Genomic DNA, 25141 nt, shown 5'->3' with positions numbered 1-25141 from the left:
CTGGCTCTGTCCTCAAGGTCCATGCCATGAAGCTTCCGACCGTCACCCCTGCCGACATCCGCCGCGCGCTGCTGTTGCGCGAGGAGATCGCGTTGCTCGATCTCAGATACGAGGCGGCCTTCGCGACCGGCCATCCGCTGTTCGCCGCCAACATGGCGCTGGACCGGATCGCCGTCGAGGCCGAGGTCAGGCTGCCGCGCAAGGACGTGCCGATCGTGCTCTATGACGATGGGAAGGGGCTGGTCGCACCCGGCGCGGAGCGTTTCGCCGCGCTCGGCTACACCGATATCGGCGCGCTCGACGGCGGGCTGACCGCCTGGCGCGATGCGGGCTTCGAGGTTTTCGAGGACGTCAATTCCTATTCCAAGGCCTTCGGCGAGTTGGTCGAGTCGCGCCGCCATACACCCTCGCTGAGTGCCGATGAAGTGGCAAAGCTCATCGCCGACAAGGCCAACATCGCCATCCTCGACGTCCGCCGTTTCGATGAATATGCGACCATGAATATTCCGGGCTCGGTCAGCGTACCCGGCGCGGAGTTGGTGTTGCGCGCAGGGCAAGCCGCACCCGATCTCGAGACGACGATCATCGTCAACTGCGCCGGCCGCACCCGCTCGATCATCGGCACCCAGTCGCTGATCAATGCCGGCGTGCCCAACAAGGTGCGTGCGCTGCGCAACGGCACGATCGGCTGGACGCTGGCGCGGCACAATCTCGACCACGGCGCTGACAGGCGCGGAGCGATCGGGCCGTTCGAGGGCGGTCCGGCCAATGCCCGCGATGTCGCCTACCGCGCAGGTGTTCGCCGTGTCGGTGTGAACGAGATGTCTGCGCTTGCCGCCCAGGCCCATCGTACGCTTTATCGCTTCGACGTGCGCGACGCAGAGGAATATGCGGCCGGCCATCTCCCCGGTTTCCGCCATTATCCGGGCGGCCAGCTCGTCCAGGAGACTGACATCGCCGCTCCCGTGCGCGGTGCGCGCATTCTCCTGACCGACGACAGATACGTCCGCGCCGACATGACGGCGTCCTGGCTGGCGCAGATGGGCTGGGAAGTCTATGTGCTCGAAGGCGGCTATGACGGTGCGCTCGAGATCGGGCAGCCGCACGTCCTGCCGAGGCCGGATCCGGCACACCGCTACCGCCGCCCCTATGAAGGCACCGATGTGGCCGAAGCTGCGATGCAGGCCTATCTCGATTGGGAATATGGCCTCGTCGAGCAGCTCCGCCGCGACGGCACGCACGGATTCTACGTGATTTGACGGCGAGCGAGCGGTGATCCTTGCCGCTCGCATTGATCTATCACCGTCACCCTGAGGTGGCCGCTCCTTCAGCGGCCCTCCGAAGGGCGACGGCCCGGCTGCATCGGGGCTGTTCATTCTTCGAGGCTCCCGGCGCGATGCCAAGCATCGCGCCACTCGCACCTCCAGCGACAGCGGCTTCGCCGCTGCGCAGGGATGACGGCACGGCTGCTGTGAGCGCGGGAACGGCGGAGCTGGTGGGATGCCAAGCGCACGGGCTCCTGCCATCTTCTCCCCGTATCCGGCCCCTATTGTGCTGCACATCCTCCACGGTCTATGAGCTGCGGCAAAGCTGTGACTTACGGAGATTTCATGTCAGCCCCAGGTCAAAGCCCTGAGCGAAGCGCCAAGGCGCTGCTGCTCGAGGGCGTCAATGACAGTGCCGTGGACCTGTTCAGGAGCGCGGGTTTCGCCAATGTCGAGCGGCTGACCAAGGCGCTGGACGGCGAGGACCTGCGACGCGCGCTCAAGGGCGTATCGCTGCTCGGCATCCGCTCGCGGACTCAGATCACCGATGAGGTGCTCGGGGCCGCCGACCAGCTTCTCGCGGTCGGCTGCTTCAGCGTCGGCACCAACCAGGTCGATCTTTCGGCGGCGCGCAAGCGTGGCATTCCCGTCTTCAACGCGCCGTTCTCCAACACGCGCAGCGTCGCCGAGCTCGTGATCGGCGAGATCGTGATGCTGCTGCGGCGGATCTTTCCGCGCTCGGTGTCGGCCCATGCCGGGGGGTGGGACAAATCGGCGACCGGCAGCCGCGAGGTGCGCGGCCGCACGCTCGGCATTGTCGGCTACGGCAATATCGGCTCGCAGCTCTCGACCCTGGCCGAAGCCATGGGCATGCGCGTGATCTATTTCGACCGTACCGACAAGCTTCGCCACGGCAACACCGAGCCGGTCGAGAAGCTCGAAGAGCTGCTGGCGCTGAGCGATGTCGTCAGCCTACACGTGCCAGAGACGCCGGAGACCGCGGGCATGATCGGCGAGAAGCAGCTGCGGGCGATGAAGCCGGGCTCGTTCCTGATCAACAACAGCCGCGGCACCGTGGTCGATCTCGACGCGCTTGCCGGCGCCCTGCGCGATGGTCACCTTGCCGGCGCGGCCGTCGACGTGTTTCCGGTCGAGCCGTCCTCGAATTCCGATCGCTTCAAGAGTCCCATTCAGGGCCTCGAGAACGTCATCCTCACCCCCCATATCGGCGGCTCGACCGAAGAGGCGCAGGAGCGCATCGGCGGCGAGGTCGCGCGCAAGCTGGTCGACTATTTCATCACCGGCTCGACCATGGGCGCGGTGAACTTCCCGGAAGTGCAATTGCATCTTCGCCCCTCCGGCGCGCGCTTCAGCCATGTCCATCGCAACGTGCCGGGCATGCTGCGGCGGCTGAACGAGGTCTTCCTCCAGCGCGACATCAACATCGCCGCGCAATATCTGGAGACCGCCGGCGACCTCGGCTATGTCGTGCTCGACGCCGATCTCGGCGGCCAGGACTCCGGCGAACTGCTCCAGCAGATCCGCGCCCTCGAAGGCACCGTCGGCGCGCGGCTGGTGTTCGAGCACTAAGCGCTTTCGAGCGAAGTGGATACAAAGAAAACGCGTCAACCAGAATCTAGAGCCATTTCCGTTCCGATCGCATCAGAACGGAAATAGCTCTAGACCACCCCACGTTCCGGTTGCAACTTGTAGCAACTGCTCCCACACTGTCGTCGAATTCGGCCCGGCCAAAAATCGCGTCGAATTTGAGCTTCAGTTGCGTGAGTGTCCGCCATGGAACGGGACGCCGTACTGATCGATCTCGCGCTTCAGGGCGGCGGTTCGCACGGCGCCTTCTCCTGGGGGGTGCTCGACCGTCTTCTGGAAGAGAAATGGCTGGAGATCGCCGCAATCTCCGGAACCTCCGCAGGCGCGATGAATGCGGCGGTTCTGGCGGACGGCTGGACGGCCGGCGGCGCCGAGGGCGCGCGCGAGGAGCTCGATCGATACTGGCGCCGTGTCTCCAAGGCCGCGGCCTTCAGCCCGCTGCAACGCTCGCCGCTCGACCGCTTGATGGGGCGCTGGACCCTCGATACGTCGCCCTTCTACATCCTCACCGACCTGATGTCGCGTGTGCTGTCGCCCTACGACCTCAATCCGACCGGCTACAATCCGCTGCGCGCGGTGCTGGCCAAGAGCATCGATTTCGAACGCCTCGTCCGCTCGCCGATCCAGCTGTTCATCACCGCGACGCGGGTGCGCACCGGGCGCGGCCGTATCTTCCGCAACGCGGAGATCACGGCAGATGTGCTGCTGGCATCGGCCTGCCTGCCGACCATGTTCCGCGCAATCGAGATCGACGGCGAGCCCTATTGGGATGGCGGCTTCGCCGGCAACCCGACGATCACGCCGCTGGTGCGCGAAAGCGACGCGCATGACACCATTCTCGTCCAGATCAATCCGACTGAGCGGCTGGAGGAACCGCGGGCGGCTGCGGAAATCCTCAACCGGCTCAACGAAATCTCCTTCAACTCGCCGCTGATGAAGGAACTGCGCATGATCGCGCTGCTGCGACAGGCGGCGGACCCCGGCAGCGGCGAGGGCGCGCGCTGGGCGAAGATGCGGATACACCGGATCAAGAGCGACATGCTGGCGAAGTTCGGCGCCTCCTCGAAGCTCAACGCGGAGTGGGAGTTTGTTTCGATGCTGCGCGCCGAGGGGCGCATGGCTGCGGACGACTTCCTCGCCGAGCACGGCGCGGAGATCGGCCGTCGTTCGACCGCCGATCTCGATGTCCTGCTGTCGGAGTGCTGAGGCATGGGTCTCCTCGGCCTCCTCGTCGGGCTCGGTCTGCTGGTCCTGTTCGCCTTCCGCGGCTGGAGCGTCCTGCTGCTCGCGCCGTTCGCCGCACTCATTGCCGCGTTGTTCGGTGGCGAGCCGCTGCTCGCGAACCTGACCCAGGTGTTCATGGTGAATGCGGCGGGATTTCTGGCGCAGTTCTTCCCGATCTTTCTGCTTGGCGCCGTCTTCGGCAAGTTGATGGATGACGGTGGCGCGGTGACGTCGGTCGCCGGCTTCATGGCGGAGCGCCTCGGCGAACGGCGCGTGATCCTGGCGGTCGTGCTCGCCGGTGCGCTGGTCACCTATGGCGGTGTCAGCCTGTTCGTTGCGTTTTTCGTCATCGTTCCCATGGCACGCTCGCTGTTTCGTGCCGCTTCGATACCGCGTCGTCTGATCCCAGCCGCGATCGTGCTGGGAACGTCGACGTTCACCATGTCGGCCCTGCCTGGCACGCCGTCGATCCAGAATGCGATCCCGATGCCGTTCTTCGGCACGACGCCGTTTGCCGCGCCGGGCCTCGGCGTCGTCGCCTCGTTCATCATGCTCGGCACCGGATTGTGGTGGCTGCATCGTGCTGAGGCTGCGGCGCGCCGCGCTGGAGAAGACTATGGCGACGATGCCGAGGGCGCGATCGAGCAGGCCGCTGCCGACGAGCTCGTGCGCGAGCGTGCGACGACTGCCCGTGAGTTCGATCCGGCGGAGCTACAGCACGGTCATCGCAGCGGGCGGCCATCGCCCGTGCTGAACGCCATGGCGCCGCTCGTCGTCGTCGTGACCGTCAATCTGGTGATGTCGCTGGTGGTGCTGCCGCGGCTCGATGTCAGCTATCTCGCGGAGCAACGCTTTGGTGACACGACGCTTGCAGCCGTTGCAGGCGTGTGGTCGGTCGCGGTGGCGCTGGCTGCCGCCATCGTCACGACCATCGCGCTGAATTGGGCGCGCCTGCCGGCGCTGCGCCGGACCATGGACGCCGGGGCCAATGCATCGGTCCTGCCTGCGTTCAGCGTCGCCAGCCTCGTCGGCTTCGGCGCCGTCGTGGCCTCGCTGCCGGCGTTCACGATCGTGCGCGACTGGGTGCTGGCGATCGAAGGGGGACCGCTGGTCTCGCTCGCCGTCGCGACCAATATCCTGGCCGCACTGACAGGGTCGGCATCGGGCGGCATGACCATCGCCCTCGACGCCCTCGGCCCGACCTACGTCGAGCTTGCCGCGCGGAGCGGCATCGACCTTGCGTTGATGCATCGCGTGGCGGTGATCGGTGGGGGTACCCTCGACATCCTGCCGCACAACGGCGCAGTGGTCAGCCTGCTCGCGATTTGCGGCCTGACACATCGTGACAGCTATTTCGACATCGTCATGGTGGGCATCGTGACCTCGCTCCTGGCTCTGGTGGCGGTGATCGCCCTGGGCACTGCGTTGGGCTCGTTCTGACGAAAGCCGGCGTCAGCGGTCGACGGACGGGAGAAGGCTGCATTGAATACGGCCAACTTCCGAACGCAACAGAACAAACCGCGTGGAAACGATGAAGCGAAACAGAGCGAAGCTGTGTGCATGGCTCGTGGCGTGCCGGTGATCAACTGGGTCGGCCTGCAGCATGCGACCATGTCGGCTTCGGCGGGCCGGCCAATGTCGACCTGCTGAGCGTGCTGGTCGACCGGGTCGAGAAGGGCAAGGCGCCCGGCGATCTCGAAGTCAGCGAGCAGAAGGCCGAGGCGCCTTCGTTCGCGACGCTGCGCGCGCTGCCGCTGTGCCGCCGGCTGGCCTGGCCGCACTACAAGGCGGGTGCGGTGACGGAGGCGTCGAGCTTCACCTGTGCGCCGTGACGAAACGGCTCGTTTGACAATCGCCTCGTGTCCGGCTAGATGTTTCGCATGCGAAATAATGCGGGCGCCGCGAAGCATCATCGGCTGATCTACCTGCTGAGCGTCGCGCATCGCCGCTTGCAGCGCTGGATGGCGGCGCAGCCGCAGAGCACGGTGACGCCGGCGCAAGCGGGGCTGCTGTTCATCCTCGGCAAGCAGGACGGCGTCCTGATCGGCGAGGCGGGCGCGGCGCTCGATATGGGGCCGGCCGGCATTTCCGGCCTGGTCGACCGCACCGCAGCCGCTAAGTTGATCGACCGGCGCGCCGATCGCGAGGATGGCCGCGCCTGGCGCATCTGGCTGACGCCGAAGGGGCGCGCCGCGCTGACGCAGGCGAAGACCGCGGCGGCGGAGGTCAACGCGGCGCTGACGGAAGGATTTACGGCTGCGGAGATCGACATCGTCGCGCGCTGGCTGACGAGCATTCAGGACAAGTTTCCAAGAAGTTCAGACGAATAACACGGAGCAGACGAATGACCGAGCACGTCCGGATCGAGAGCAACGGCGGAATTCTCACGCTGACATTGGCACGTCCCGACAAGAAGAACGCGCTGACCGATGCGATGTACGGCAAGCTGGCGGATGCAATCGAATCCGCCGAGTTCGATCCGTCCACTCGCGTCGTCCTGATCCGCGGCGACGGCGACATGTTCACCGCGGGCAACGACGTCGGCGAATTCGCCGCGGTCGCAGCCGGCAAGTCCGAAGGCAGCCGCAACGTCGTGCGCTTCATCCAGGCGCTGGCGCGCTGCACCCGGCCGCTGGTCGCAGCCGTGCAGGGCCGCGCCGTCGGCGTCGGCACCACGATGCTGCTGCATTGCGATCTCGTCGTGCTCGCCGACAACGCGCAATTGTCGACGCCGTTCGTCAGCCTTGCGCTGGTGCCGGAGGCTGCCTCTAGCCTCTTGATGCCGGCGCGAATCGGCTATGCGCGCGCCTATGAGATGTTCGCGCTGGGCGAGACCGTGCCGGCCAGGTCGGCGCTGGAATGGGGCCTTGCCAACCGCGTGGTGCCGCTCGACAAGCTCGATGCCGAGGCGCTCGCCCTCGCGCAGCGTCTCGCCCGCCAGCCGGCCGGTGCCCTCGTCGCGACCAAGCGGCTGATGCGGAACGGCGAGGCGCTGGTCGCGCAGATGCAGGCCGAAGGCGAGCAGTTCGCGCAGCGTCTGCGCACCGCGGAGGCGCGCGAGGCGTTTACGGCGTTCGCCGAGCGCCGGCCGCCGGATTTCACCAAGGTGGCGTGAGCCGACTTCCCGACGGAGTGGCAGCTTCCGAGCTCATATCGGTCTCCCCATCCGATGTCGCGCGGGCATTGCCGTCGCCCCGCATGGCGGGTACATCTGTGGCGCCTCGCTCTGCGGGCGCCGAGACAGACGCAAGACATATCAGGGATGGAGAGTTCGATGCCGGTCGCGCCACAACACAAGGCCCAGCGCCCCTATCGCGGCGTGTTCCCGGTCGCGCCCACCATCTTCGACGAGCGCGGCGAGCTCGACCTCGAAGGCCAGCGCCGCTGCATCGATTTCATGATCGACGCCGGCTCGCACGGTCTCTGCATCCTCGCCAATTTCTCCGAGCAGTTCGTGCTCACCGACGCCGAGCGCGAGACGGTGATGCATGCGGTGCTGGAACATGTGGCCGGCCGGGTTCCCGTGATCGTGACCACCACGCATTTCAGCTCGGCCGTGTGCGCGGCGCGCAGCAGGCAGGCCGAAGCGGCCGGCGCCGCCATGGTGATGGTGATGCCGCCCTATCACGGCGCCACCTTCCGCGTCCCCGAGAAGGGCATCGTCGAATTCTTCAAGGTGCTCTCGGGCGCTATCGACATTCCCATCATGATCCAGGACGCGCCCGTGGCCGGCACGCCGCTCTCGGTCGAGCTGCTGGCGCGGCTGTCGCGCGAATTCTCCAACATCCGCTATTTCAAGATCGAGGTTCCCTTCGCCGCCGCAAAGCTGCGCAGCCTGATCGAGGCGGGCGGCAGCGACATCGAAGGCCCCTGGGACGGGGAGGAGGCGATCACGCTGCTGGCCGATCTCGATGCCGGCGCCACCGGCGCCATGACCGGCGGTGGCTATCCCGATGGCATCCGCCAGATCATCGATCCCTATTTCGCCGGCAAGCGCGAGGAAGCGAAGGCCGCCTATGAGCGCTGGCTGCCGCTGATCAACTACGAGAACCGCCAATGCGGCCTGATCGCCTGCAAGGTGATGATGCAGGCCGGCGGCGTGATCAAGTCGGAAGCCGTGCGGCATCCGCTACAGCCGCTGCATCCGGCGACGCGCGCGGGATTGCTGGAGCTCGCCAAGGAACGCGACGCGCTGGCGCTGCGGTGGGGGAGGTAAGTCTCTCCATCGTCATTGCTTCGCTTCGCTCGCGATGACGGGGTCTGCCCATTTCGGCTGACGGCGTCGAATTAACGCGATTCCGCTGGTTTCGCGCAGCCCGGCGATGGCATATTGTACGCTCGCCAACCGGCCCTGCGGAGAGTCCAAGACATCGCGCAATACCTCTTCACTATGCCGTTATCCCGAGTCAGGTTGGCGCAAACCGACAGAACAGGGAGGCAGTGCCATGACGATGAGGCCGGATCCCACCTTTCACGCATCGCCCAAGCTTGCGATGGAAGCGCCTGCGGAGAACTTTGCCTACACGTTGCTGCTCAGTCCGGATTTCTCAAAGCCGGATGCTCTCGCGGTCATCGACGTCAAGCCGGGATCGCCGACCTATAGCCAAATCGTCCACACCGTGACGATGCCCAACAAGGGCGACGAGTTCCATCACTTCGGCTGGAATGCCTGCTCCTCCGCCTTGTCGCCGCTCGCCGGACATGCCTTCATCGAGCGGCGCTATCTCATCATTCCCGGGCTGCGCTCGTCGCGGATCTACATCATCGATACCAAGCCCGATCCGACCGAAGCCAAGATCCACAAGATCATCGAGCCGGAGGAAGTCTTCAAGAAGACCGGCTACTCGCGGCCACACACGATCCATTGCGGGCCGGACGGCATTTACGTCAGCACGCTGGGCGGCGGCGGCAAGGACGGGACCGATGGCCCCCCCGGCGTTTTCATCATGGATTGCGAGACCTTCGAGGTCCTCGGGCGATGGGAAATCGACCGCGGACCGCAGGCGCTGCATTATGATTTCTGGTGGAATCTGCCGCGCGACTACATGGTGACGAGCGAATGGGCGTTGCCGCCGCAGTTCGAGAATGGGATCGTCCCGGAAGATCTGCTGTCGAACAAATATGGCCATCGTCTCCACTTCTGGGATCTTCGCGCACGTCGCAACGTCCAGACCATCGACCTCGGCGCCAATCATCAAATGGCGCTGGAGGTACGACCGGCGCACGATCCGGTTCGCGAGTACGGCTTCGTAGGCGTCGTGGTCGACACCACGAATCTCGAAGCATCGATCTGGACTTGGTGGCGAGAAGGCGGGAAATTCCATGCGGAGAAGACGGCGACGATCCCGCCCGAGCCTGCGCCAAAGGAGAAGCTCCCGCCGCTGCTCCAGGGATTTGGCGCCGTGCCGCCGCTGGTGACCGACATCGACCTGTCGATGGATGACCGGTTTCTCTATGTCTCGTGCTGGGGCACGGGCGAAATGCGCCAGTACGACGTCAGTGATCCCAGAAAGCCGAAGCTTGCGGGCTCGGTCCACATCGGCGGTATCGCGCGCCGCACGCCCCATCCGAGCGGCAAAGCATTTGCGGCGGGTCCGCAGATGGTCGAGATCAGCCGCGACGGCAGGCGCGTGTACTGGACCAATTCGCTCTATTCCACCTGGGATGACCAGTTCTATCCCGATGGGGTTCCGGGCGTGGAGGTCATGGCCAATGTCGGTCGCAACGGAGGCCTCGAGCTCGACAAGGACTATTTCGTGAGCTTCCCCGACGGATATCGTGCGCACCAGATCAGGCTCGAGGGCGGCGATTGTTCGACGGACTCCTTTTGCTACCCGTCGGTCTAGATGGGACGCAGGCGAGCCCGGCCCTTGGCTGGCTGTGGCTCGCGCTTGTTGCGAGCGGTCTTTACCACGGGGTCAATCCAGGAATGGGATGGCCGCTCGCCGTTTCGGCCGGGCTTATGGACAAGAGCCCCCTCGCGCTCTTCCGCGCATTGTGGGCTCTGGCGGCCGGGCATCTCCTGGCAACACTTCTCGTGCTGCTGCCGTTCGCCTTCCTGCTCGTACTGGCCGAATGGCAGCGTCCGATCCAGATCGGTGCGAGTCTTCTCGTCATCGGCTTTGGCGGCTATCGGCTGATCGAGCGGCGTCATCCCCGCGCGCTGGCACGAATTCCTCCGACGCAATTGGTGCTCTGGTCGTTTGCCGTTGCCATTGCCCATGGTGCCGCCTTGATGCTCGTGCCGATCTATCTTGGGCTCTGCCAGGCCTTCGAACTCGATGCCGGACATGAGGCGGCGGGCGAGTTGATGAAGGCAAGTGTCGGGATGGCGGTGCTGGTGTCCCTGGTGCATGTTGTCGCGATGGTCAGCGCCGGCGGATGTCTGGCCTGGCTGGTCTACCGCTATCTGGGATTGAGGTTCGTCTCGCGAAGCTGGTTCAATCTGGATGCAGTCTGGGCGATCAGCCTCGTTCTGGTCGGTGCCGTGGCGCTCGCCTTCAATCTTGGGAGCTGACCGTGAGGCCTACCGCGTCAACGCCCACTCGCCGATGATGCGGAAGCGAACCTTCGCCTCGTCCTGCTTGAACAGGGCGAGGCGGTCGATTGCCAGCGTGCCGAGACGAAGCGACGCAAACCTGGTCCGTAACATCTCCAGAATCGGCCCGCGGCGCTCTGCATCCAGCCGTCCCGTCAGTGTCATGTGGAAGCGAAACTCCTCCATCACGTAAGGGTAGCCCCAGCGGTCGAGATAATCGCGCTGCCGCTCGGTGAGTTTTTCGGGCTTGCGCCGCGCGCGATCTTCCGCGGCGAGGGCCGCGCGGAAGGGGTCGAATTCACGGACGCAATCAGCGGCAAGCTGCTGGAGAGCGTCGACCGGCTCGGCCGGAATGACGGCAATGAAGCCGCTGATGGTATCGACCACAGGGCGGATCACTGGAATTGTCCGCGATTGGCCGGCGAACATCGCGCAGGCCGCCATGAGCTCGGCCTCGATCCTGCCTGATACCAGCGCCATCGGTGCCTTCAGCGTGGCGTGAAAGCCGTATTTGCGAGGATCGGCGGCGATGTCGCGCCAGTCCGGCGCGACGCGCAACGCTTCTTGCGGAAACGAAACCTCGTCGCCGGTGTGGGCGTCATAGCCGAGCAGTTCGGCGCCGAAGCGGGAGAGGGCGCTGTTGCTGTCAGCGGCAAAATAGATCGCGTAGCGGGGAAAACCTGTCATCGGCTCAGCATAGCCGATTCACGCTGCCGCGACAGCTTCGCGCGGCGCTGCCACAGCAGTGAGCAGCCTTGTCGCATCGGTGAGATGGACGAGCTTGCCGCCTGAGATTACCGCGATCAGCCGCGGCCGCAGCTTCACGCTGTCGTCGACGAGGAGAATGTCGGCGCGGCGTCCTTCCGCGAGAATGCCGCGATCGGCAAGGCCGGTCGCGCGCGCCGGGCCGGCCGAGACCAAGTCCCAGGCCCGTGCCAGCGGCACCACGCCATCGGCGGCGAGACGGAACGCGGCGAGCAGCTGTGCGGGATAATAATAGTCCGACGCCAGCACCGAGCAGAGCCCCTTGGCGATCATGTCGGAGGCCCTGGTCCAGCCGGTATGACTGCCGCCGCGCACGACGTTCGGCGCGCCGTAGACGATGGCATCGCCGGCTTCTGCGGCGGCCCGCGCCGTCTCCTCGTTGATCGGGAACTCCGCGATGTCAGCGCCCCGTTCGCGATACTCCCGGCGCATCGCCGGCGTTGCGTCATCGTGCGAGAGCATCCGCACGCCCGCCGCGCGGGCAGAAGCGGCGAGGCGCGAGACCGAGGTGGGCACCTCGTCGGCGCGCGAAACCACACGCTCGACCAGCCGGTCGAATTCCTCGCTCGAAAGACCAGTGCGTTCCACCATCCGGTTGCGCTTGCGCGGCTTGGCCATGTCGGCGACGGTGCCGTCCATGTGGTCGTTGAAGGCGAACAGGTCGACGCGGCCTTCGGCGAGCCACTGGGCGATCTCGGCCTCGGCCTCGAGATTGTAGGTCTCGTGCCGCAGATGGAAGCGGGTGTCGGCGGCGAATTGCGGACGCTGCCGCTCGATCGCCTCCATCAGACCGCGCGCATTGTCGGCGCTGCGCAGGCCCGGCTCCCAGGAGCAGGTCGTGGCGTGAAAGACCGTGGTGATGCCGTTGCCGATCGCCTGGCGGTCGCTGTCGGCGAGCGCGACGTCGATCGGAAAATCGACGCCGGCGCGGGGCATCATCTGCCGCTCGAAGGCATCGCCATGCAGATCGACGATGCCGGGCAGCACCAACAGGTCGCGGGCATCGATCGCCAGCCGGGCACGACCGCGAGAAGCATCGACCTGTGCAATGTCCGTTCCGGACACGAGAAGTGAGGTTTCGACGAACTCGACGCCGATCAGGGCGCGGCCGCCTTCGAGGAATATGTCTGTCACGCGATCGCGCTTCGTTTGCTGGCAGGAGAGTTGGTGAGAGAGCTCGCCCGTGCTTCGTATGTCGAAAGAAAATCTTCAATCCCGAGATTGCGGAAATCGGGCAGCGCCGCGCGCAATTTGTCGTGATCCCAGTCCCACCAGGCGAGCTTCGCGAGCCGTCCGGCGATCTCCTCCGAGAACCGCCGCCGCACGATACGGGCCGGATTGCCGGCGACAATGGTGTAGGCCGGCACGTCCTTGGTGACGATGGCACCGGCTGCGATCACCGCGCCGGTGCCGATGTTTCGACCCGGCAACACGATCGCGCCATGGCCGATCCAGACATCGTGACCGATATGGATGTGATGCTGGCGTCGCCAGTCGAAGAACTCGGCATCGTCGCTCTCACCGTCGAAATAGGCGCTGGAGCGGTAGGTGAAGTGCGCCTGCGTCGCGCGGTGCATCGGATGGTTGCCGGGATTGATGCGCGTCATCGCCGCGATCGAGCAGAACTTTCCGATAGTGGTGTAGGTGATCTGCGAATCGTTGACGACATAGGAGTAATCGCCCATCGCCACTTCATGCAGGATCGTGCGCGCGCCAACCTCGGTATAGGCGCCGAGCCGGGTCTCATGCAAATTGGCCGAGGGGTCGATGGTCGGCTGAACCGATAGGGCTTTGGCGGCCATGTTGTATCCGAGGTGCGAGGGGCGGGCGTTCCTCTTCGAGCGGATTCATGACGATATCATGACGTGGCGATGACAGGGGATGACGTGTGCAGGATCGCTGCGCTGCAACGGCCGTGTCACACAAGTGTTAAGCATGGACGTTAGCGATTGGCTCCAGTTAATCTGGAGCCCCGCATGCTGGTGGTCGATGGTCTGACGTGTCGCTTCGGCGCAAAAGCCGCAGTGGACGACGCTTCGTTTGAGGTTTCCCCGGGCGGCTTCGTCGGTGTGATCGGGCGATCCGGTGCCGGCAAGTCGACGTTGCTGCGGAGCATCAACCGCTTGGTGACGCCGACTGAGGGACGCATCCTGTTCGACGGCGCCGACGTCACCGCATTGCGCGGCAAGGATCTGCGCCAATGGCGGGCGCGGTCGGCAATGATCTTCCAGCAGTTCAATCTGGTCGGCCGGCTCGATGTCCTCACCAACGTCCTGATGGGACGGCTCGCGACGATGCCGGCCTGGCGCTCGCTGTCGCAAATCTGGCCGGAGCAGGACAAGGCGCTGGCGATGTCCGCACTGGAGCAGTTCGATATCGCGTCGCTCGCCGCCCAGCGCGCCGACCAGCTCTCCGGCGGTCAGCAGCAGCGCGTGGCGATCGCCCGCGCCCTCGTGCAGCAGCCCGATATCATCCTGGCCGACGAGCCGATTGCCTCACTCGACCCACGCAACACCAAGGTCGTGATGGATGCGCTTTTGCGCATCAACAAGCATTTCGGCATCACCGTGCTCTGCAATCTGCATTCGCTCGATCTCGCCCGCAGTTACTGCGACCGCCTGATCGGCATGTCCGCGGGCCGCGTGGTGTTCGACGGCGCGCCGTCGATGCTGACCGATCAGGTCGCGCGCGAGCTCTACGATCTCGAAGCCAACGAGGTCATGGGCGGCATGCCTGTGCCGGCGTCCGCCGGCGTCCCGGCGCTCGGAACGGCCGCTGCGGCCTGAGCCGCGGCGCATCTTTTGAGTTGCAGGTTCTTGCGTCAACCGACCCAACCGATGACCAACCGATGAAGAGGGTATCATGATCACTCGCAGATTAGTCCTTGCCGGCGCCGCCGCGCTCGCGTTCACCGCCTCCGCTTCCGCGGACGATTGGAGAACCAAGTATCCCGAGCTGACCTTCGCGGTCATTCCGGCCGAGAACGCCTCGGGCGTCACCGAGCGCTGGGCGCCGTTCATGAGCTATCTCTCCAAGGAGCTCGGCGTGAAGGTCACGCTGCGCATCGCCAACGACTACGCCGCTGTGATCGAGGGCCAGCGCGCCGGCAACATCCACATCGCGAGCTACGGCTCGGCCTCGTTCGCCCGCGCCCGCCTGACCGGCGTCAAGACCGACGCCTTCGCCAACGACATCAACGCCGACGGCTCGACCGGCTACTACTCGGTCTTCTTCGTCAAGGCGAGTAGTCCCTACAAGAAGATCGACGACCTCAAGGGCAAGAACCTCGGCCTCGTCGACCCGAATTCGACCTCCGGCAACAACGTGCCGCGCTTCGAGCTCGACAAGATGGGCATCCACGATGCCGACACCTATTTCAGCAAGGTCGTCTTCACCGGCAGCCATGAGAACGCGGTGCTGGCGCTGGCGCAGGGCACCGTCGACGTCGCCGCCAACCAGTGGACCAGCGACGACGATTCGACGCTGGCGCAGATGCTCACCAAGGGCATGCTCAAGAACGCCGATGGTTCGGCGATGAAGAAGGACGATTTCCGCATCATCCACAAGTCGGCGCCGATCATCAACGGTCCCTACGCCTATAACTCCGACCTGCCGGAAGACGCGAAGGCGGCGATCGCGAAGGCATTCTTCGACGCGCCGGCCAAGGACAAGGCGGCCTTCGACCGCCTCCAGGATGGCCAGAAGAAGGGTTTTCATCCCGCCACCACCAAGGATTGGGATGGCACGATCGAGCTGATCAAGTTCGTCGACGCACTGCGTAAAAAGAAGGCGTCCTGAGTCTTCGGGACGATGCACCTGAGCCGGGTCCGTAGGACCCGGCTCTTTCTTTGACGGGACCTGTTTCGACAGATGACGACAGCGGTTTCGATCCTCCCCGAGCAGCAGCTCGCCGCGCTGAATGCCGCCTATCGCCAGGCGGTTTCGCGGCGACGGCTCCGCCTCCTATTGGGAGCAGCGATCTTTGCCGCCGCGCTGGTTCTCGCCGCGATCGGTGCCGAAGTGAATTTGCGCACGCTGTTCACCTATTTCGGCAACTTCCTCAGCTATTTCGACCGCATCCTCACGCTCGACAGCGGCCAGCGGGTCCGGACCGATGTCGGCGAGTGGTTCTGGGGCTGGCGCAAATGGCTGAAGATGCTCGGCGAGACGCTGCTGATCTCCTACGTCGGCACGCTGATCGGCGCGACTCTCGCCTTCTGTCTGAACTTCTTCGCGGCTGAAAATACCTCGCCTGCGCCCTGGCTGCGCTTCGTCGTGCGGCGGCTGCTCGAGTTCGCCCGCACGGTGCCTGGGATTGTGTTCGCACTGGTCTTCGTCATCGCCTTCGGGCTCGGTCCGATGGCGGGCGTGCTGGCGATCGCGATCCACTCCACCGGTGCGCTCGGAAAGCTGTTTTCGGAGATCGTCGAGAACGCCGACATGAAGCCGGTCGAGGGCATCCGCTCGACCGGCGCGAGCTGGCTGTCCTGCATGCGATTTGCCGTGGTGCCGCAGGTGACGGCGGGCTATGCCAGCTACGCGCTGCTGCGTTTCGAGATCAACGTCCGTGAGGCCTCCGTGATGGGCTTTGTCGGCGCCGGAGGCATCGGCCAGGAGCTCGTCGTTTCCATCCGCAAGTTCTACTATTCGGACGTCAGCGCGATCCTGCTCACCATCATCATTGCCGTATTCATCATCGACATCGCCACCGGCTGGCTGCGCGGCCACCTGTTCGGCAAGGAGGCGCGGACGTGACGAAGCCGCAGGAGGCCGATGCCGCGCAGATGCGTGCGCGCTATCCCGATGTATTCGACCGGCCGGCCTCGTCGCGGCTCGCGACGCCCGCGATGATCGCCGCGGCGTTCGCGATCCTCATCTACGGCCTCGTCGATCTCGACTTCTCGCCATCGCGCTTCTTCGCCGGCCTCAGCCAGCTCGGCTGGATCACATTGATGATGATCCCGCCCGATCCCGGCTCGTCGCTGCCGATCTATCTGAAGGCGCTCGGCGAGACGCTGTCGATCGCGCTGCTCGGCACGACGCTGGCGGCAGTGTTCGCGCTGCCGGTCAGCCTGCTCGCGGCGCGCAACATCGTGCCGTCGAACATCCTGCGCTTTCCCGTCCGTCGTTTCCTGGATTCGATACGCGGCGTCGATACGCTGATCTGGGCGCTGGTGTGGATCAACGTGGTCGGGCTCGGCCCGTTCGCCGGCGTGCTCGCCATCGCCGTGTCCGATTTCGGCGCCTTCGGCAAGCTGTTCTCGGAGGCGATCGAGGGCGCCGACCAGAAGCAGGTCGAGGGCATCCGCGCCTCCGGCGGCAGCGCGCTGCACGAGATCCGCTTCGGCCTGTTGCCACAGGTGCTGCCCGTGATCGCCGGCCAGGTGCTCTACTTCATCGAATCCAACACGCGTTCGGCCACCATCATCGGCATCGTCGGCGCCGGCGGCATCGGGCTCCAGCTCGCCGAGCAGATTCGCGTGCTGGAATGGCAGAAGGTCTCGTTCCTGATCCTGATGATCCTGGTCGCAGTCGCCGCCATCGATTTCATCTCGGGCAAGCTGCGCTTTGCGATCATTGGCAGGCGGGCTGTGGCGTAGGTCCTTCGCAAGAAACGCGGGAGATCGCATTTGAGAGCTTTTGCCTGCGGCCATCCTTCGAGACGCCCGCCTTTGGCGGGCCCTCTCCATGAACCACCTCAGACGACGCCTGACAGGTGCTTCATGGAGAGGAGACCGCAAAGCGGTCGTCCCGAAGGACGAGGCGCTCGCTCAGGTCCCTGCCAAGAACGAACTCATAGGCGATAGCCCTGCATGAGAACGGGAGAGCGAGAGCAGGCATCTCACCCGTTCTCCACCAGAAACTCCACCCGCTCCGCGGCAAACCGCGAATGCTTCGTCACCAGCGGCTTGCCCGTGAGATCGTGGTCGGTGGCGTCCACCACCAGGATCGGTCGCCCCAGCGCCAGATCGAGCCGTGCGGCGTCGGTGGCATCGACGATGCCGGCGGTGATTCGGGTCGCGCCGCGGCGATAGTCGCGCACGCCAAAATGCTCCAGCAGCTTCGTCATCGAGCGCGTTGCCGCGAACACGGCGCCAGCATCCGGGAACAGGTCCGCTGAAACCCATGTCGTGGATACACAGATCGGCGTGCGGTCGGCGAGGCGGATCGCTTCGATCCGCACCAGGGGCGCGCCGGTCTTCAGTCCCAGCTCCCGTGCGAGCTCGCGCGTCGCGATATCGTCGGTCGCCTCGATCAGCCGTCCATGCGGTTCGCGGCCGCCGGCGCCGACGATCTCGGAAAAACGCGTGCGCGAGCGCAGCGGATAAGCGAGCTTCTGCGCCTCGACATAGGTTCCGCTGCCGCGCTCGGCCCGCACCAGGCCGCGCTCGGCAAGGGCTGCCAGCGCGCGCCGCACGGTGTGGCGATTGACGCGGTAGGTTTCAGCGATCTCCATCTCGCCCGGCAGCTTGTCGCCGGCCGCAAAGCGGCCGTCGGCGATGCCGCGCTCGATGCCGTCAGCTACGAGGCGCCATAGCGCGACGCCCGAGGAGGCTGTGTCCTGCATGCTCATGTCGCGGGAAACCTACTCCAGAAATCACATCATTGTCACGAAACAGTCATGGCGCGTCGGTATGAAGTTGTCTATTATCATAGACAACTTCGATGCGGCAATTCTATAGAAAAGTTCGGTGGACCAGGTGACGCAGCACAACAACCAGCAAGCCCAGCGCAAGGCCGCAATGGCGGTGCTGGCGCACGCGGAGGCGGGCGAGATCGCCGCTCGCCTCCGCAACGTATCCCTCCCGGACCATCAGGATCTGCGCACGCCGGAGAACGGCCTCGTCATGCTGCGCGGCCGGGTCGGCGGCGATGGCGCACCGTTCAATCTCGGCGAAGCCACGGTCTCGCGCGCCGCGGTACGGCTTGCGAGCGGTGAGGTCGGGTTCGGCTACACGCTCGGCCGTGACGGTGACAAGGCGCGGCTGATCGCGCTGTGCGATGCGCTGATGCAGTCCCGTGATCACGGCGGCGCGGTGGAGCGGGGTGTCATCGCGCCCTTGCGAGAGCAGCTTATGATTCGGCGCAAGCAGGCGGCGGCGGAGACCGCCGCGACGAAGGTTGATTTCTACACCATGGTGCGCGGTGAGGGCTGAGATCATGACCACGATTGCGGAACTGCCGCCGGGTTTTGCCGACAAGGTGCTGTCGGCGCAATCGACCTTTCGCTCGGTCATGGACGCGATGGCGCGGCCGGGCTCTGTCCAGCGCATCGTGCCGATGGCGGGAGCGCCTGATACGATGATGCGCGGCACCGCCGCGATCGCGCTGACGCTGTTCGACCACGACACGCCGCTCTGGCTCGATGCGCGGATGGCGGAGAGTGCGGACGTGACGAAGTGGCTCAAGTTCCACACCGGCGCGCCGGTGGTGCAGGATTCGTCGGTCGCCTCGTTCGCGCTCGTCGGCGACGGTGGCGCACTGCCTTCGTTCGAGTCCTTCGCGCTCGGCACCGGCGAGTATCCGGACCGCTCGACCACTGTGATCGTCCAGATCGACAGCCTCACCTCCGGGGGCGGCTTCGAGCTGCGCGGCCCCGGGATCGACGGGGTCGCGACGCTGAAAGCGTCGATCAAGCCTTTCGACCTGTTCGAGCGCCTGCAGATCAACGAAGCGCTGTTTCCGCGCGGCATCGATGTGGTGCTGGTCGCCGATGACGCCGTGGTCGCGATTCCCCGCACCACGCGCGTCGTGAGCAAGGGAAGCTGAAAGCATGTATGTCGCAGTCAAAGGTGGCGAGCGCGCCATCGAGAACGCCCATCGCCTGCTCGCGCATAAGCGGCGCGGCGACCAGAGCGTTGCGGAGATTTCGCTGGATCAGATCTCGGAGCAGCTGGGCCTTGCCGTCGATCGCGTCATGAGCGAAGGCTCGCTCTATGACCGCGAGCTCGCGGCGCTCGCGATCAAGCAGGCGCGCGGCGATTTGATCGAGGCGATCTTCCTGGTTCGCGCCTTCCGCGCCACGCTGCCGCGTTTCGGCGCCGGCGAGCCGGTCGACACCGGCGCGATGCGGGTGCAGCGGCGGGTGTCGGCGACCTTCAAGGACATTCCCGGCGGCCAGATCTTAGGCCCGACCTTCGACTACACGCATCGCTTGCTCGATCCATCGCTTAGCCAGGGTTTCGTGCCGGAGGCTCCGGCTGCGGCCGAGGCCTCCACCGCGCCCACCCCGCGCGTGACAGATATTCTCGGTCGCGACGGGCTGATCGAATCATCGCCGCAGGCCGAGGACGGCGCCAGCATCGGCGATCTCACCCGCGAGCCGCTGAATTTTCCCGCGGACCGTGATTTGCGCCTGCAAAACCTCGCGCGCGGTGACGAGGGCTTTCTGCTCGCGATGGGCTATTCCACCCAGCGCGGCTACGGCCGCAACCATCCCTTCGTCGGCGAGATCCGCTTCGGCGAGGTCGAGGTGGAGTTCTTCGCCGAAGACGCCGGCTTCGCCGTGCCGCTCGGTTCGATCGAGCTGACCGAGTGCCAGATGGTCAACCAGTTCAAGGGGTCTGCCACGGAAGCCCCGTGCTTCACCCGCGGCTACGGCCTTGCCTTCGGCCAGAGCGAGCGCAAGACCATGTCGATGGCGCTGGTCGATCGCGCGCTGCGTGCCCGCGAGCTCGGCGAGGAGGCGCTCGCACCCGCGCAGGACGAGGAGTTCGTGATGTCGCATTCGGACAACGTCCAGGCGACCGGTTTCGTCGAGCACCTGAAGCTGCCGCATTATGTCGACTTCCAGTCCGAACTCGGCCTGCTGCGCAAGCTGCGGCAGGAGTTCGCCGATGCCAATGCATCTGATGCCATGAAGGAGGCCGCGGAATGAACGCGCCCGCCTACAATTTCGCCTATCTCGACGAGCAGACCAAGCGGATGACCCGCCGCGCGATCCTGAAAGCCATCGCCATTCCCGGCTACCAGGTGCCGTTCGCCAGCCGCGAAATGCCGATGCCGTATGGCTGGGGCACCGGCGGCGTGCAGGTCACCGCCGCCATCCTTGGTCCCCAGGACGTGCTCAAGGTGATCGACCAGGGCTCCGACGACACGACCAACGCGATCTCGATCCGAAAGTTCTTCGCCAAGACAGCGGGCGTTGCGACGACGACCGCAACGTCGGAGGCGACGGTGATCCAGACCCGTCACCGCATCCCGGAGACGGCGCTGAATGAAAACCAGGTGCTGGTTTATCAGGTGCCGATCCCCGAGCCGTTGCGTTTCCTCGAGCCGCGCGAGACCGAGACGCGGCGCATGCACGCGCTCGCCGAGTACGGCCTGATGCATGTGAAGCTCTACGAGGACATCGCGCGCTTCGACCATATCGCGACCGCCTACGCCTATCCGGTGAAGGTGAACGCGCGCTACGTGATGGATCCGTCGCCGACGCCGAAGTTCGACAATCCCAAGATGGACAATTGCCCCGCGCTGCAATTGTTCGGCGCCGGCCGCGAGAAGCGCATCTACGCGATCCCGCCCTATACGCAGGTGGTCTCGCTCGATTTCGAGGATCACCCGTTCGAGCCGTACCGGTTCAACGCGCCTTGCGCGCTCTGCGGGGCGGAAAATTCCTATCTCGACGAGATCGTCACCGACGACAAGGGCGGGCGGATGTTCGTCTGCTCGGACACCGATTATTGCGAGGGCCGCCAGGCCGCCGGCCATCACGGCAGCCTCAGCGCCGCGCCGTACAGGGAGAAGGCGGGCTCACATGGTTGATCAAGACTTGGCTGATCTCGATACGCTCGGAAACGACCAGCCGCTGCTGGTCGCGCAGTCTCTCAGCAAGTCGTTCGGCCGCATCGCCGCCTGCCGCGACGTCTCCTTCGCGCTCTATCCCGGCGAGGTGCTGGCGATCGTCGGCGAATCAGGCTCGGGCAAGTCGACGCTTCTGCAGATGCTGTCGGGCCAGCTCGCACCGAGCGCCGGCCATGTGTCCTACCGGATGCGCGACGGCGTCACGCGTGATCTCACGACGCTCGGTGAAGCCGAGCGGCGCTTCCTGTTCCGCACCGATTGGGGTTTTGTGCACCAGGACCCCGCGCAGGGCCTGCGCATGGCGGTCTCGGCGGGTGCCAATGTCGGCGAGCGGCTGATGGCCGTGGGCTGGAATCACTACGGCCGCATCCGCGAGACCGCGTCGGACTGGCTCACCCGCGTCGAGATCGATGTCGCGCGCATCGACGATGCTCCGCGGACCTATTCCGGCGGCATGCGGCAGCGTCTTCAGATCGCCCGCAACCTCGTCACCGAGCCGCGGCTGGTGTTCATGGACGAGCCGACCGGCGGCCTCGACGTGTCGGTGCAGGCGCGCCTGCTCGATCTCGTGCGCAGCCTCGTCGCCGAGCTGCATCTCGCCGTCATCATCGTCACCCACGATCTCGCGGTCGCGCGCCTCCTGTCGCATCGCGTGATGGTGATGAAGGGCGGCCGCGTCGTCGAGACCGGCCTCACCGACCAGGTGCTCGACGATCCCCGCGAGCCCTATACCCAACTCCTCGTCTCCTCGATTCTCCCGCCATGAGCTTTTCGATGACCGCCATGATCGACGTTGCCGATGCCCGGAAGACCTTTACGATGCACCTGCAGGGCGGCATCGAGCTGCCGGTGGTGCGCGGCGTGACCTTCCACGTCAATCCCGGCGAGTGCGTCGTGCTGTCGGGGCCGTCAGGCGCCGGCAAATCGTCGATCCTGAAGATGATCTTCGGCAACTACCGTTGCGATAGCGGCCGCATCGGCATCCGCCATCGCGGCACGGTGGTCGATCTCGCCACCGCCGAGCCGCGGCAGGTGCTCAACATCCGCCGCTCCACGATCGGCTATGTCAGCCAGTTTTTGCGGGCTGTGCCGCGCGTTGCCACCATCGACGTCGTCGCCGAGCCGCTGATCGTGAACGGCCTGGCCAGACCTGATGCGCAGCATCGGGCGGGCGCGCTGCTGCATCGCCTCAATATCCCCGAGCGGCTCTGGCAGCTTCCGCCCGCGACCTTCTCCGGCGGCGAGCAGCAGCGCGTCAACATCGCGCGCGGCTTCATCTCGGATCTGCCGGTCCTGCTGCTGGACGAGCCGACTGCCTCGCTCGACGCTGCCAATCGCGCCGTCGTGGTCGAACTGGTCGCCGAAAAGAAGCGCCAGGGCGTCGCCATGGTCGCCATTGTCCATGACGACGAAATCCGTCATCTGATTGCGGACCGCATCGTCGACGTCACCAGCTTTGCCGCCGCGGCCTGAAGGAAGAGGGAAATGAACGCCAAGCCGAAGGTAACAGTGATCGCCAATGCCAGGATCGTGCTGGCTGACCAGGTGATCGAGCAGGGCTGGCTCGCTCTTGCCGACGGACGCATCGCCGAGATCGGCGAGGGCAGGGCGCCTGCGGGTGCCGAGGACGCCGGGGGCGACCTGATCATGCCCGGCCTGATCGAGCTCCACACCGACCACCTCGAAGCGCATTACGTGCCGCGGCCGAAGGTGTTCTGGAATCCGGTCGCGGCCGTCATCTCCTATGACGGCCAGCTCGCGACCTCGGGCATCACCACGGTTTTCGATTCGCTCCGGGTCTGGCGCGAGGACGGCGCCGAGGAAGTCGATGGCCGCGCCGGCGTGCTCGCCGCCGCGATCACGACCGCGCGCGAGGCCAGCCTACTGCGCGCCGACCATTTCCTGCACCTGCGCTGCGAGATCCCGATGCCGAGCGTGGTCGAGGAGGCCAAGGAGCTGATCGACCGTCCCGACGTCAAGCTGATGTCCCTGATGGATCACACGCCGGGACAGCGCCAGTTTCGCGATGAGGTCAAGCTGCGCGATTATTATCGCGGCAAGGGCGGCGGCAAGACCGATGCCGAGCTCGACAAGCTGTTCGCAAAGCGCTTCGAGTATCAGAAGCAATATGCGGCGCACAACATGCGCGAGATCGTGGCGCTGGCGCATCAATACAGGATCCCTCTGGCGAGCCACGACGACACCACCGAGGAGAACGTTGCGGACGCGGTGCGTGACCGCGTTTCGGTGGCGGAATTCCCGACCACGCTGGAGGCCGCGCGCGGCCTGCACCAGGCCGGCATCGACATCCTGATGGGCGCGCCCAACGTCGTGCGCGGCGGCTCGCACTCCGGCAACATCGCCGCGGTCGATCTCGCCCGTGAAGGCCTGCTCGATATCCTGTCGTCGGACTACATCCCCTCGAGCCTCCTGATGGGCGCGCTGCAGCTGCCGGAGCATGTGCCCGCGATCAGCCTGCCGGCCGCGGTTCGCACCGTGACGAAAGCGCCTGCCGAGGCGGTCGGTCTCACCGACCGCGGAGAGATTGCGACCGGAAAGCGCGCCGACCTGATCCGCGTGCACGTGGCCGGCAACGTTCCCGTCGTCCGCAGCGTCTGGCGCGAAGGGAACCGCGTCGCATGAGCGAGACCGTGACCACGGCGCAGGACGAGGCGGGTGCCATCGGCCCCGGGCGGCTTGTGCTCGTGGTCGGCCCCAGCGGCGCCGGCAAGGATACTTTGCTGCGGCTGGCGCAAGCGGCCTGCGCCGACGATCCCGACATCATCTTCCCGCGCCGCGTCGTGACGCGTGAGTCCTCCGCCGACGAGGACAACATTGCGATAAGCCAGGAAGAATTCCGCCGCGTGCAGGAGCACGGCGATTTTGCCGTGCATTGGGAGGCACACGGGCATTCCTATGCCCTGCCGCTCGAGATCAACGACGACATCCGTGCCGGCCGGGCCGTCGTTGCCAACGTCTCGCGTACGGTGATCGGCACGCTGCGCCGAGCTTATGTAAACGTCGTGGTGGTCGCGATCACGGCGCCACCCGATGTACTGGCGCAGCGGCTTGCCGCGCGGGCACGACACAGCGACGGCAATATCGCCGAGCGGCTGTCGCGCAGCGTCGACGTGACGTCGGCGCAGGCCGACGTCACCATCCTCAACGCCGGCAGCGTCGACTATCACGGCCGCCAGCTCGTCCGCGTGATCAGGAATGAAGGCTGGCACGAATAGCTGCCGATGCAACGAGGAGAGAGTGAAATGTCGGTGATCGAAACGGTCGAACAGCTGGAAGCCATCTACGGCGCCACCAATGACGCCTCGACCGTGAAAGTCGCCGACCACGTCACCCCGCTCTACCGCAGCTTCATCGAGAAGGCGCCGTTTGCCGCGCTTGCCACCATCGGGCCCGAAGGCATCGATTGCTCGCCACGCGGCGATCTGCCCGGCTTCGTCCGCATCCACGATTCCAAGACGCTGATGCTGCCGGACCGCCGCGGCAACAACCGGGTCGATTCGCTGCGCAACATCGTGCGCGATCCCAGGGTGTCGCTGATGTTCCTGATCCCCGGCTCCGGCAACGCGGTCCGTGCCGACGGCCGCGCCTATCTGTCGATCGATCCGGAGCTGCTGGCCTCGTTCAAGGTCGAAGGCAAGGCGCCGCGCAGCGTCATGGTGATGAACGTCGATGAAATCTACTTCCAGTGTGCCCGCGCCATCGTCCGTTCCGACCTCTGGAATCCCGACAAGCGCGTCGATCCGAAAACGCTGCCGACGCCCGGCGAGATCCTCGCCGAGATGAGCAAGAACAAGGTCGGCGGCGCGGAGTACGACCGCATCTGGCCCGAACGCGCGGCTGCGACGATGTGGTAGCTCTGTCTTCCTCCCTTGCGGGAGAGGGTGGCTCGCCGCGATGCGGCGAGACGGGTGAGGGG

General features: G+C 65.6%; 26 protein-coding genes and 1 pseudogene. 23 read left to right on the top strand and 4 right to left on the bottom strand.

Annotated features, from left to right (window positions below):
• Positions 1 to 26: 26 nt before the first annotated feature.
• The 10 genes and pseudogenes from ABIG06_RS09430 (at position 27) to ABIG06_RS09385 (ending at position 10614) form a co-directional block, all read left to right on the top strand.
• Positions 27 to 1259, top strand: a complete 1233-nt coding sequence (locus ABIG06_RS09430) for a rhodanese-like domain-containing protein (protein ID WP_370135866.1) — start codon at positions 27 to 29, stop codon at positions 1257 to 1259.
• A gap of 351 nt (positions 1260 to 1610) precedes the next feature.
• The gene (serA, locus tag ABIG06_RS09425) at positions 1611 to 2855 is read left to right on the top strand and encodes a phosphoglycerate dehydrogenase (protein WP_124161595.1); all 1245 of its coding nucleotides are present in this window, start codon (positions 1611 to 1613) and stop codon (positions 2853 to 2855) included.
• 204 nt (positions 2856 to 3059) lie between these two features.
• Entirely contained in the window at positions 3060 to 4079 is a 1020-nt protein-coding gene (locus ABIG06_RS09420) for a patatin-like phospholipase family protein (protein WP_424578263.1), read from the top strand.
• A 3-nt stretch (positions 4080 to 4082) separates the two neighbouring features.
• The gene (locus tag ABIG06_RS09415; protein WP_370135860.1) at positions 4083 to 5537 is read left to right on the top strand and encodes a GntP family permease; all 1455 of its coding nucleotides are present in this window, start codon (positions 4083 to 4085) and stop codon (positions 5535 to 5537) included.
• Positions 5538 to 5704: 167 nt separating this feature from the next.
• A pseudogene (locus tag ABIG06_RS09410) lies at positions 5705 to 5929 on the top strand (tannase/feruloyl esterase family alpha/beta hydrolase); the annotation flags it as partial.
• 48 nt (positions 5930 to 5977) lie between these two features.
• A complete protein-coding gene (locus tag ABIG06_RS09405; protein WP_124161592.1) occupies positions 5978 to 6427 on the top strand; it encodes a MarR family winged helix-turn-helix transcriptional regulator in 450 nt (149 codons plus the stop codon).
• A 14-nt stretch (positions 6428 to 6441) separates the two neighbouring features.
• Positions 6442 to 7212 (top strand): enoyl-CoA hydratase, encoded by a 771-nt coding sequence (locus ABIG06_RS09400; RefSeq protein WP_124161591.1) that lies wholly within the window; start codon positions 6442 to 6444, stop codon positions 7210 to 7212.
• A 159-nt stretch (positions 7213 to 7371) separates the two neighbouring features.
• Positions 7372 to 8313, top strand: coding sequence for a dihydrodipicolinate synthase family protein (locus ABIG06_RS09395; RefSeq protein ID WP_124161590.1), 942 nt, complete (start codon positions 7372 to 7374; stop codon positions 8311 to 8313).
• Between the two features lie 229 nt (positions 8314 to 8542).
• On the top strand, positions 8543 to 9943 hold the full coding sequence (locus ABIG06_RS09390; protein WP_370135857.1) for a selenium-binding protein SBP56-related protein: 1401 nt from the start codon (positions 8543 to 8545) through the stop codon (positions 9941 to 9943).
• Between the two features lie 83 nt (positions 9944 to 10026).
• Positions 10027 to 10614, top strand: coding sequence for a hypothetical protein (locus ABIG06_RS09385; RefSeq protein ID WP_370135855.1), 588 nt, complete (start codon positions 10027 to 10029; stop codon positions 10612 to 10614).
• 9 nt (positions 10615 to 10623) lie between these two features.
• Here ABIG06_RS09385 and ABIG06_RS09380 read toward each other — a convergent pair whose 3' ends face one another.
• The 3 genes from ABIG06_RS09380 to ABIG06_RS09370 are packed head-to-tail and all read right to left on the bottom strand — an operon-like array spanning position 10624 to position 13202.
• Positions 10624 to 11322 (bottom strand): DUF1045 domain-containing protein, encoded by a 699-nt coding sequence (locus tag ABIG06_RS09380; RefSeq protein ID WP_370135852.1) that lies wholly within the window; start codon positions 11320 to 11322, stop codon positions 10624 to 10626.
• Between the two features lie 18 nt (positions 11323 to 11340).
• Positions 11341 to 12534 carry an alpha-D-ribose 1-methylphosphonate 5-triphosphate diphosphatase gene (locus ABIG06_RS09375; protein WP_370135850.1) on the bottom strand — a complete coding sequence of 398 codons (1194 nt, stop codon included), beginning with the start codon at positions 12532 to 12534 and terminating at the stop codon, positions 11341 to 11343.
• Positions 12531 to 13202: a chloramphenicol acetyltransferase gene (locus ABIG06_RS09370; protein WP_370135847.1), complete on the bottom strand. Its 672-nt coding sequence runs from the start codon at positions 13200 to 13202 to the stop codon at positions 12531 to 12533. Before ABIG06_RS09370 ends, ABIG06_RS09375 begins: the two co-directional genes overlap by 4 nt.
• A gap of 174 nt (positions 13203 to 13376) precedes the next feature.
• On the opposite strand from ABIG06_RS09370, the gene phnC reads away from it, so the two are divergent.
• From phnC to phnE (ABIG06_RS09350), 4 genes are all read left to right on the top strand, one after another.
• Positions 13377 to 14186 carry a phosphonate ABC transporter ATP-binding protein gene (phnC, locus tag ABIG06_RS09365; protein WP_370135844.1) on the top strand — a complete coding sequence of 270 codons (810 nt, stop codon included), beginning with the start codon at positions 13377 to 13379 and terminating at the stop codon, positions 14184 to 14186.
• A gap of 76 nt (positions 14187 to 14262) precedes the next feature.
• A complete protein-coding gene (gene phnD / locus ABIG06_RS09360; protein ID WP_124161583.1) occupies positions 14263 to 15198 on the top strand; it encodes a phosphonate ABC transporter substrate-binding protein in 936 nt (311 codons plus the stop codon).
• 72 nt (positions 15199 to 15270) lie between these two features.
• Complete coding sequence (phnE, locus tag ABIG06_RS09355; RefSeq protein WP_370135841.1) at positions 15271 to 16155, top strand: phosphonate ABC transporter, permease protein PhnE; 885 nt, start codon at positions 15271 to 15273, stop codon at positions 16153 to 16155.
• A 29-nt stretch (positions 16156 to 16184) separates the two neighbouring features.
• Positions 16185 to 17000 (top strand): phosphonate ABC transporter, permease protein PhnE, encoded by an 816-nt coding sequence (gene phnE, locus ABIG06_RS09350; protein ID WP_370140811.1) that lies wholly within the window; start codon positions 16185 to 16187, stop codon positions 16998 to 17000.
• Positions 17001 to 17242: 242 nt separating this feature from the next.
• Here phnE (ABIG06_RS09350) and phnF read toward each other — a convergent pair whose 3' ends face one another.
• A complete protein-coding gene (gene phnF, locus ABIG06_RS09345) occupies positions 17243 to 17974 on the bottom strand; it encodes a phosphonate metabolism transcriptional regulator PhnF (protein ID WP_370135839.1) in 732 nt (243 codons plus the stop codon).
• 118 nt (positions 17975 to 18092) lie between these two features.
• Here phnF and phnG point away from each other — a divergent pair, with 118 nt between their 5' ends.
• From phnG to ABIG06_RS09300, 9 genes are read left to right on the top strand one after another with little or no spacing between them, the layout of a single operon-like run.
• Positions 18093 to 18557 (top strand): phosphonate C-P lyase system protein PhnG, encoded by a 465-nt coding sequence (gene phnG / locus ABIG06_RS09340; RefSeq protein WP_370135836.1) that lies wholly within the window; start codon positions 18093 to 18095, stop codon positions 18555 to 18557.
• A 4-nt stretch (positions 18558 to 18561) separates the two neighbouring features.
• Positions 18562 to 19170: a phosphonate C-P lyase system protein PhnH gene (gene phnH / locus ABIG06_RS09335; RefSeq protein WP_370135833.1), complete on the top strand. Its 609-nt coding sequence runs from the start codon at positions 18562 to 18564 to the stop codon at positions 19168 to 19170.
• Positions 19171 to 19174: 4 nt separating this feature from the next.
• Positions 19175 to 20278 carry a carbon-phosphorus lyase complex subunit PhnI gene (locus tag ABIG06_RS09330; RefSeq protein ID WP_370135831.1) on the top strand — a complete coding sequence of 368 codons (1104 nt, stop codon included), beginning with the start codon at positions 19175 to 19177 and terminating at the stop codon, positions 20276 to 20278.
• The gene (locus ABIG06_RS09325; protein ID WP_370135828.1) at positions 20275 to 21165 is read left to right on the top strand and encodes an alpha-D-ribose 1-methylphosphonate 5-phosphate C-P-lyase PhnJ; all 891 of its coding nucleotides are present in this window, start codon (positions 20275 to 20277) and stop codon (positions 21163 to 21165) included. The genes ABIG06_RS09330 and ABIG06_RS09325 overlap by 4 nt, the downstream gene beginning before the upstream one ends.
• Complete coding sequence (gene phnK, locus ABIG06_RS09320; RefSeq protein WP_370135825.1) at positions 21158 to 21970, top strand: phosphonate C-P lyase system protein PhnK; 813 nt, start codon at positions 21158 to 21160, stop codon at positions 21968 to 21970. Before ABIG06_RS09325 ends, phnK begins: the two co-directional genes overlap by 8 nt.
• An 8-nt stretch (positions 21971 to 21978) precedes the next feature.
• Entirely contained in the window at positions 21979 to 22677 is a 699-nt protein-coding gene (phnL, locus tag ABIG06_RS09315) for a phosphonate C-P lyase system protein PhnL (protein WP_370135822.1), read from the top strand.
• Positions 22678 to 22689: 12 nt separating this feature from the next.
• Complete coding sequence (locus ABIG06_RS09310) at positions 22690 to 23847, top strand: alpha-D-ribose 1-methylphosphonate 5-triphosphate diphosphatase (RefSeq protein ID WP_370135819.1); 1158 nt, start codon at positions 22690 to 22692, stop codon at positions 23845 to 23847.
• Positions 23844 to 24440, top strand: a complete 597-nt coding sequence (phnN, locus tag ABIG06_RS09305) for a phosphonate metabolism protein/1,5-bisphosphokinase (PRPP-forming) PhnN (protein WP_424578262.1) — start codon at positions 23844 to 23846, stop codon at positions 24438 to 24440. The genes ABIG06_RS09310 and phnN overlap by 4 nt, the downstream gene beginning before the upstream one ends.
• Positions 24441 to 24467: 27 nt before the next feature.
• Positions 24468 to 25079, top strand: a complete 612-nt coding sequence (locus tag ABIG06_RS09300; RefSeq protein ID WP_370135815.1) for a pyridoxamine 5'-phosphate oxidase family protein — start codon at positions 24468 to 24470, stop codon at positions 25077 to 25079.
• The last annotated feature ends 62 nt before the right edge of the window (positions 25080 to 25141 follow it).

Source organism: Bradyrhizobium sp. USDA 326, from assembly GCF_049739485.1.
Classification (GTDB): domain Bacteria; phylum Pseudomonadota; class Alphaproteobacteria; order Rhizobiales; family Xanthobacteraceae; genus Bradyrhizobium.
Note: the sequence above shows the minus strand (reverse complement) of the source record. Positions and strands in the feature narration are given on the sequence as shown.

Coding starts and splice junctions, on each gene's coding strand:
- ABIG06_RS09430 (WP_370135866.1), top strand. CDS start 27: ATGAAGCTTCCGACCGTCACCCCTGCCGACATCCGCCGCGCGCTGCTG.
- serA (WP_124161595.1), top strand. CDS start 1,611: ATGTCAGCCCCAGGTCAAAGCCCTGAGCGAAGCGCCAAGGCGCTGCTG.
- ABIG06_RS09420 (WP_424578263.1), top strand. CDS start 3,060: ATGGAACGGGACGCCGTACTGATCGATCTCGCGCTTCAGGGCGGCGGT.
- ABIG06_RS09415 (WP_370135860.1), top strand. CDS start 4,083: ATGGGTCTCCTCGGCCTCCTCGTCGGGCTCGGTCTGCTGGTCCTGTTC.
- ABIG06_RS09405 (WP_124161592.1), top strand. CDS start 5,978: ATGCGAAATAATGCGGGCGCCGCGAAGCATCATCGGCTGATCTACCTG.
- ABIG06_RS09400 (WP_124161591.1), top strand. CDS start 6,442: ATGACCGAGCACGTCCGGATCGAGAGCAACGGCGGAATTCTCACGCTG.
- ABIG06_RS09395 (WP_124161590.1), top strand. CDS start 7,372: ATGCCGGTCGCGCCACAACACAAGGCCCAGCGCCCCTATCGCGGCGTG.
- ABIG06_RS09390 (WP_370135857.1), top strand. CDS start 8,543: ATGACGATGAGGCCGGATCCCACCTTTCACGCATCGCCCAAGCTTGCG.
- ABIG06_RS09385 (WP_370135855.1), top strand. CDS start 10,027: ATGGGATGGCCGCTCGCCGTTTCGGCCGGGCTTATGGACAAGAGCCCC.
- ABIG06_RS09380 (WP_370135852.1), bottom strand. CDS start 11,322: ATGACAGGTTTTCCCCGCTACGCGATCTATTTTGCCGCTGACAGCAAC.
- ABIG06_RS09370 (WP_370135847.1), bottom strand. CDS start 13,202: ATGGCCGCCAAAGCCCTATCGGTTCAGCCGACCATCGACCCCTCGGCC.
- phnC (WP_370135844.1), top strand. CDS start 13,377: ATGCTGGTGGTCGATGGTCTGACGTGTCGCTTCGGCGCAAAAGCCGCA.
- phnD (WP_124161583.1), top strand. CDS start 14,263: ATGATCACTCGCAGATTAGTCCTTGCCGGCGCCGCCGCGCTCGCGTTC.
- phnE (WP_370135841.1), top strand. CDS start 15,271: ATGACGACAGCGGTTTCGATCCTCCCCGAGCAGCAGCTCGCCGCGCTG.
- phnE (WP_370140811.1), top strand. CDS start 16,185: ATGCGTGCGCGCTATCCCGATGTATTCGACCGGCCGGCCTCGTCGCGG.
- phnF (WP_370135839.1), bottom strand. CDS start 17,974: ATGAGCATGCAGGACACAGCCTCCTCGGGCGTCGCGCTATGGCGCCTC.
- phnH (WP_370135833.1), top strand. CDS start 18,562: ATGACCACGATTGCGGAACTGCCGCCGGGTTTTGCCGACAAGGTGCTG.
- ABIG06_RS09330 (WP_370135831.1), top strand. CDS start 19,175: ATGTATGTCGCAGTCAAAGGTGGCGAGCGCGCCATCGAGAACGCCCAT.
- ABIG06_RS09325 (WP_370135828.1), top strand. CDS start 20,275: ATGAACGCGCCCGCCTACAATTTCGCCTATCTCGACGAGCAGACCAAG.
- phnK (WP_370135825.1), top strand. CDS start 21,158: ATGGTTGATCAAGACTTGGCTGATCTCGATACGCTCGGAAACGACCAG.
- phnL (WP_370135822.1), top strand. CDS start 21,979: ATGACCGCCATGATCGACGTTGCCGATGCCCGGAAGACCTTTACGATG.
- ABIG06_RS09310 (WP_370135819.1), top strand. CDS start 22,690: ATGAACGCCAAGCCGAAGGTAACAGTGATCGCCAATGCCAGGATCGTG.
- phnN (WP_424578262.1), top strand. CDS start 23,844: ATGAGCGAGACCGTGACCACGGCGCAGGACGAGGCGGGTGCCATCGGC.
- ABIG06_RS09300 (WP_370135815.1), top strand. CDS start 24,468: ATGTCGGTGATCGAAACGGTCGAACAGCTGGAAGCCATCTACGGCGCC.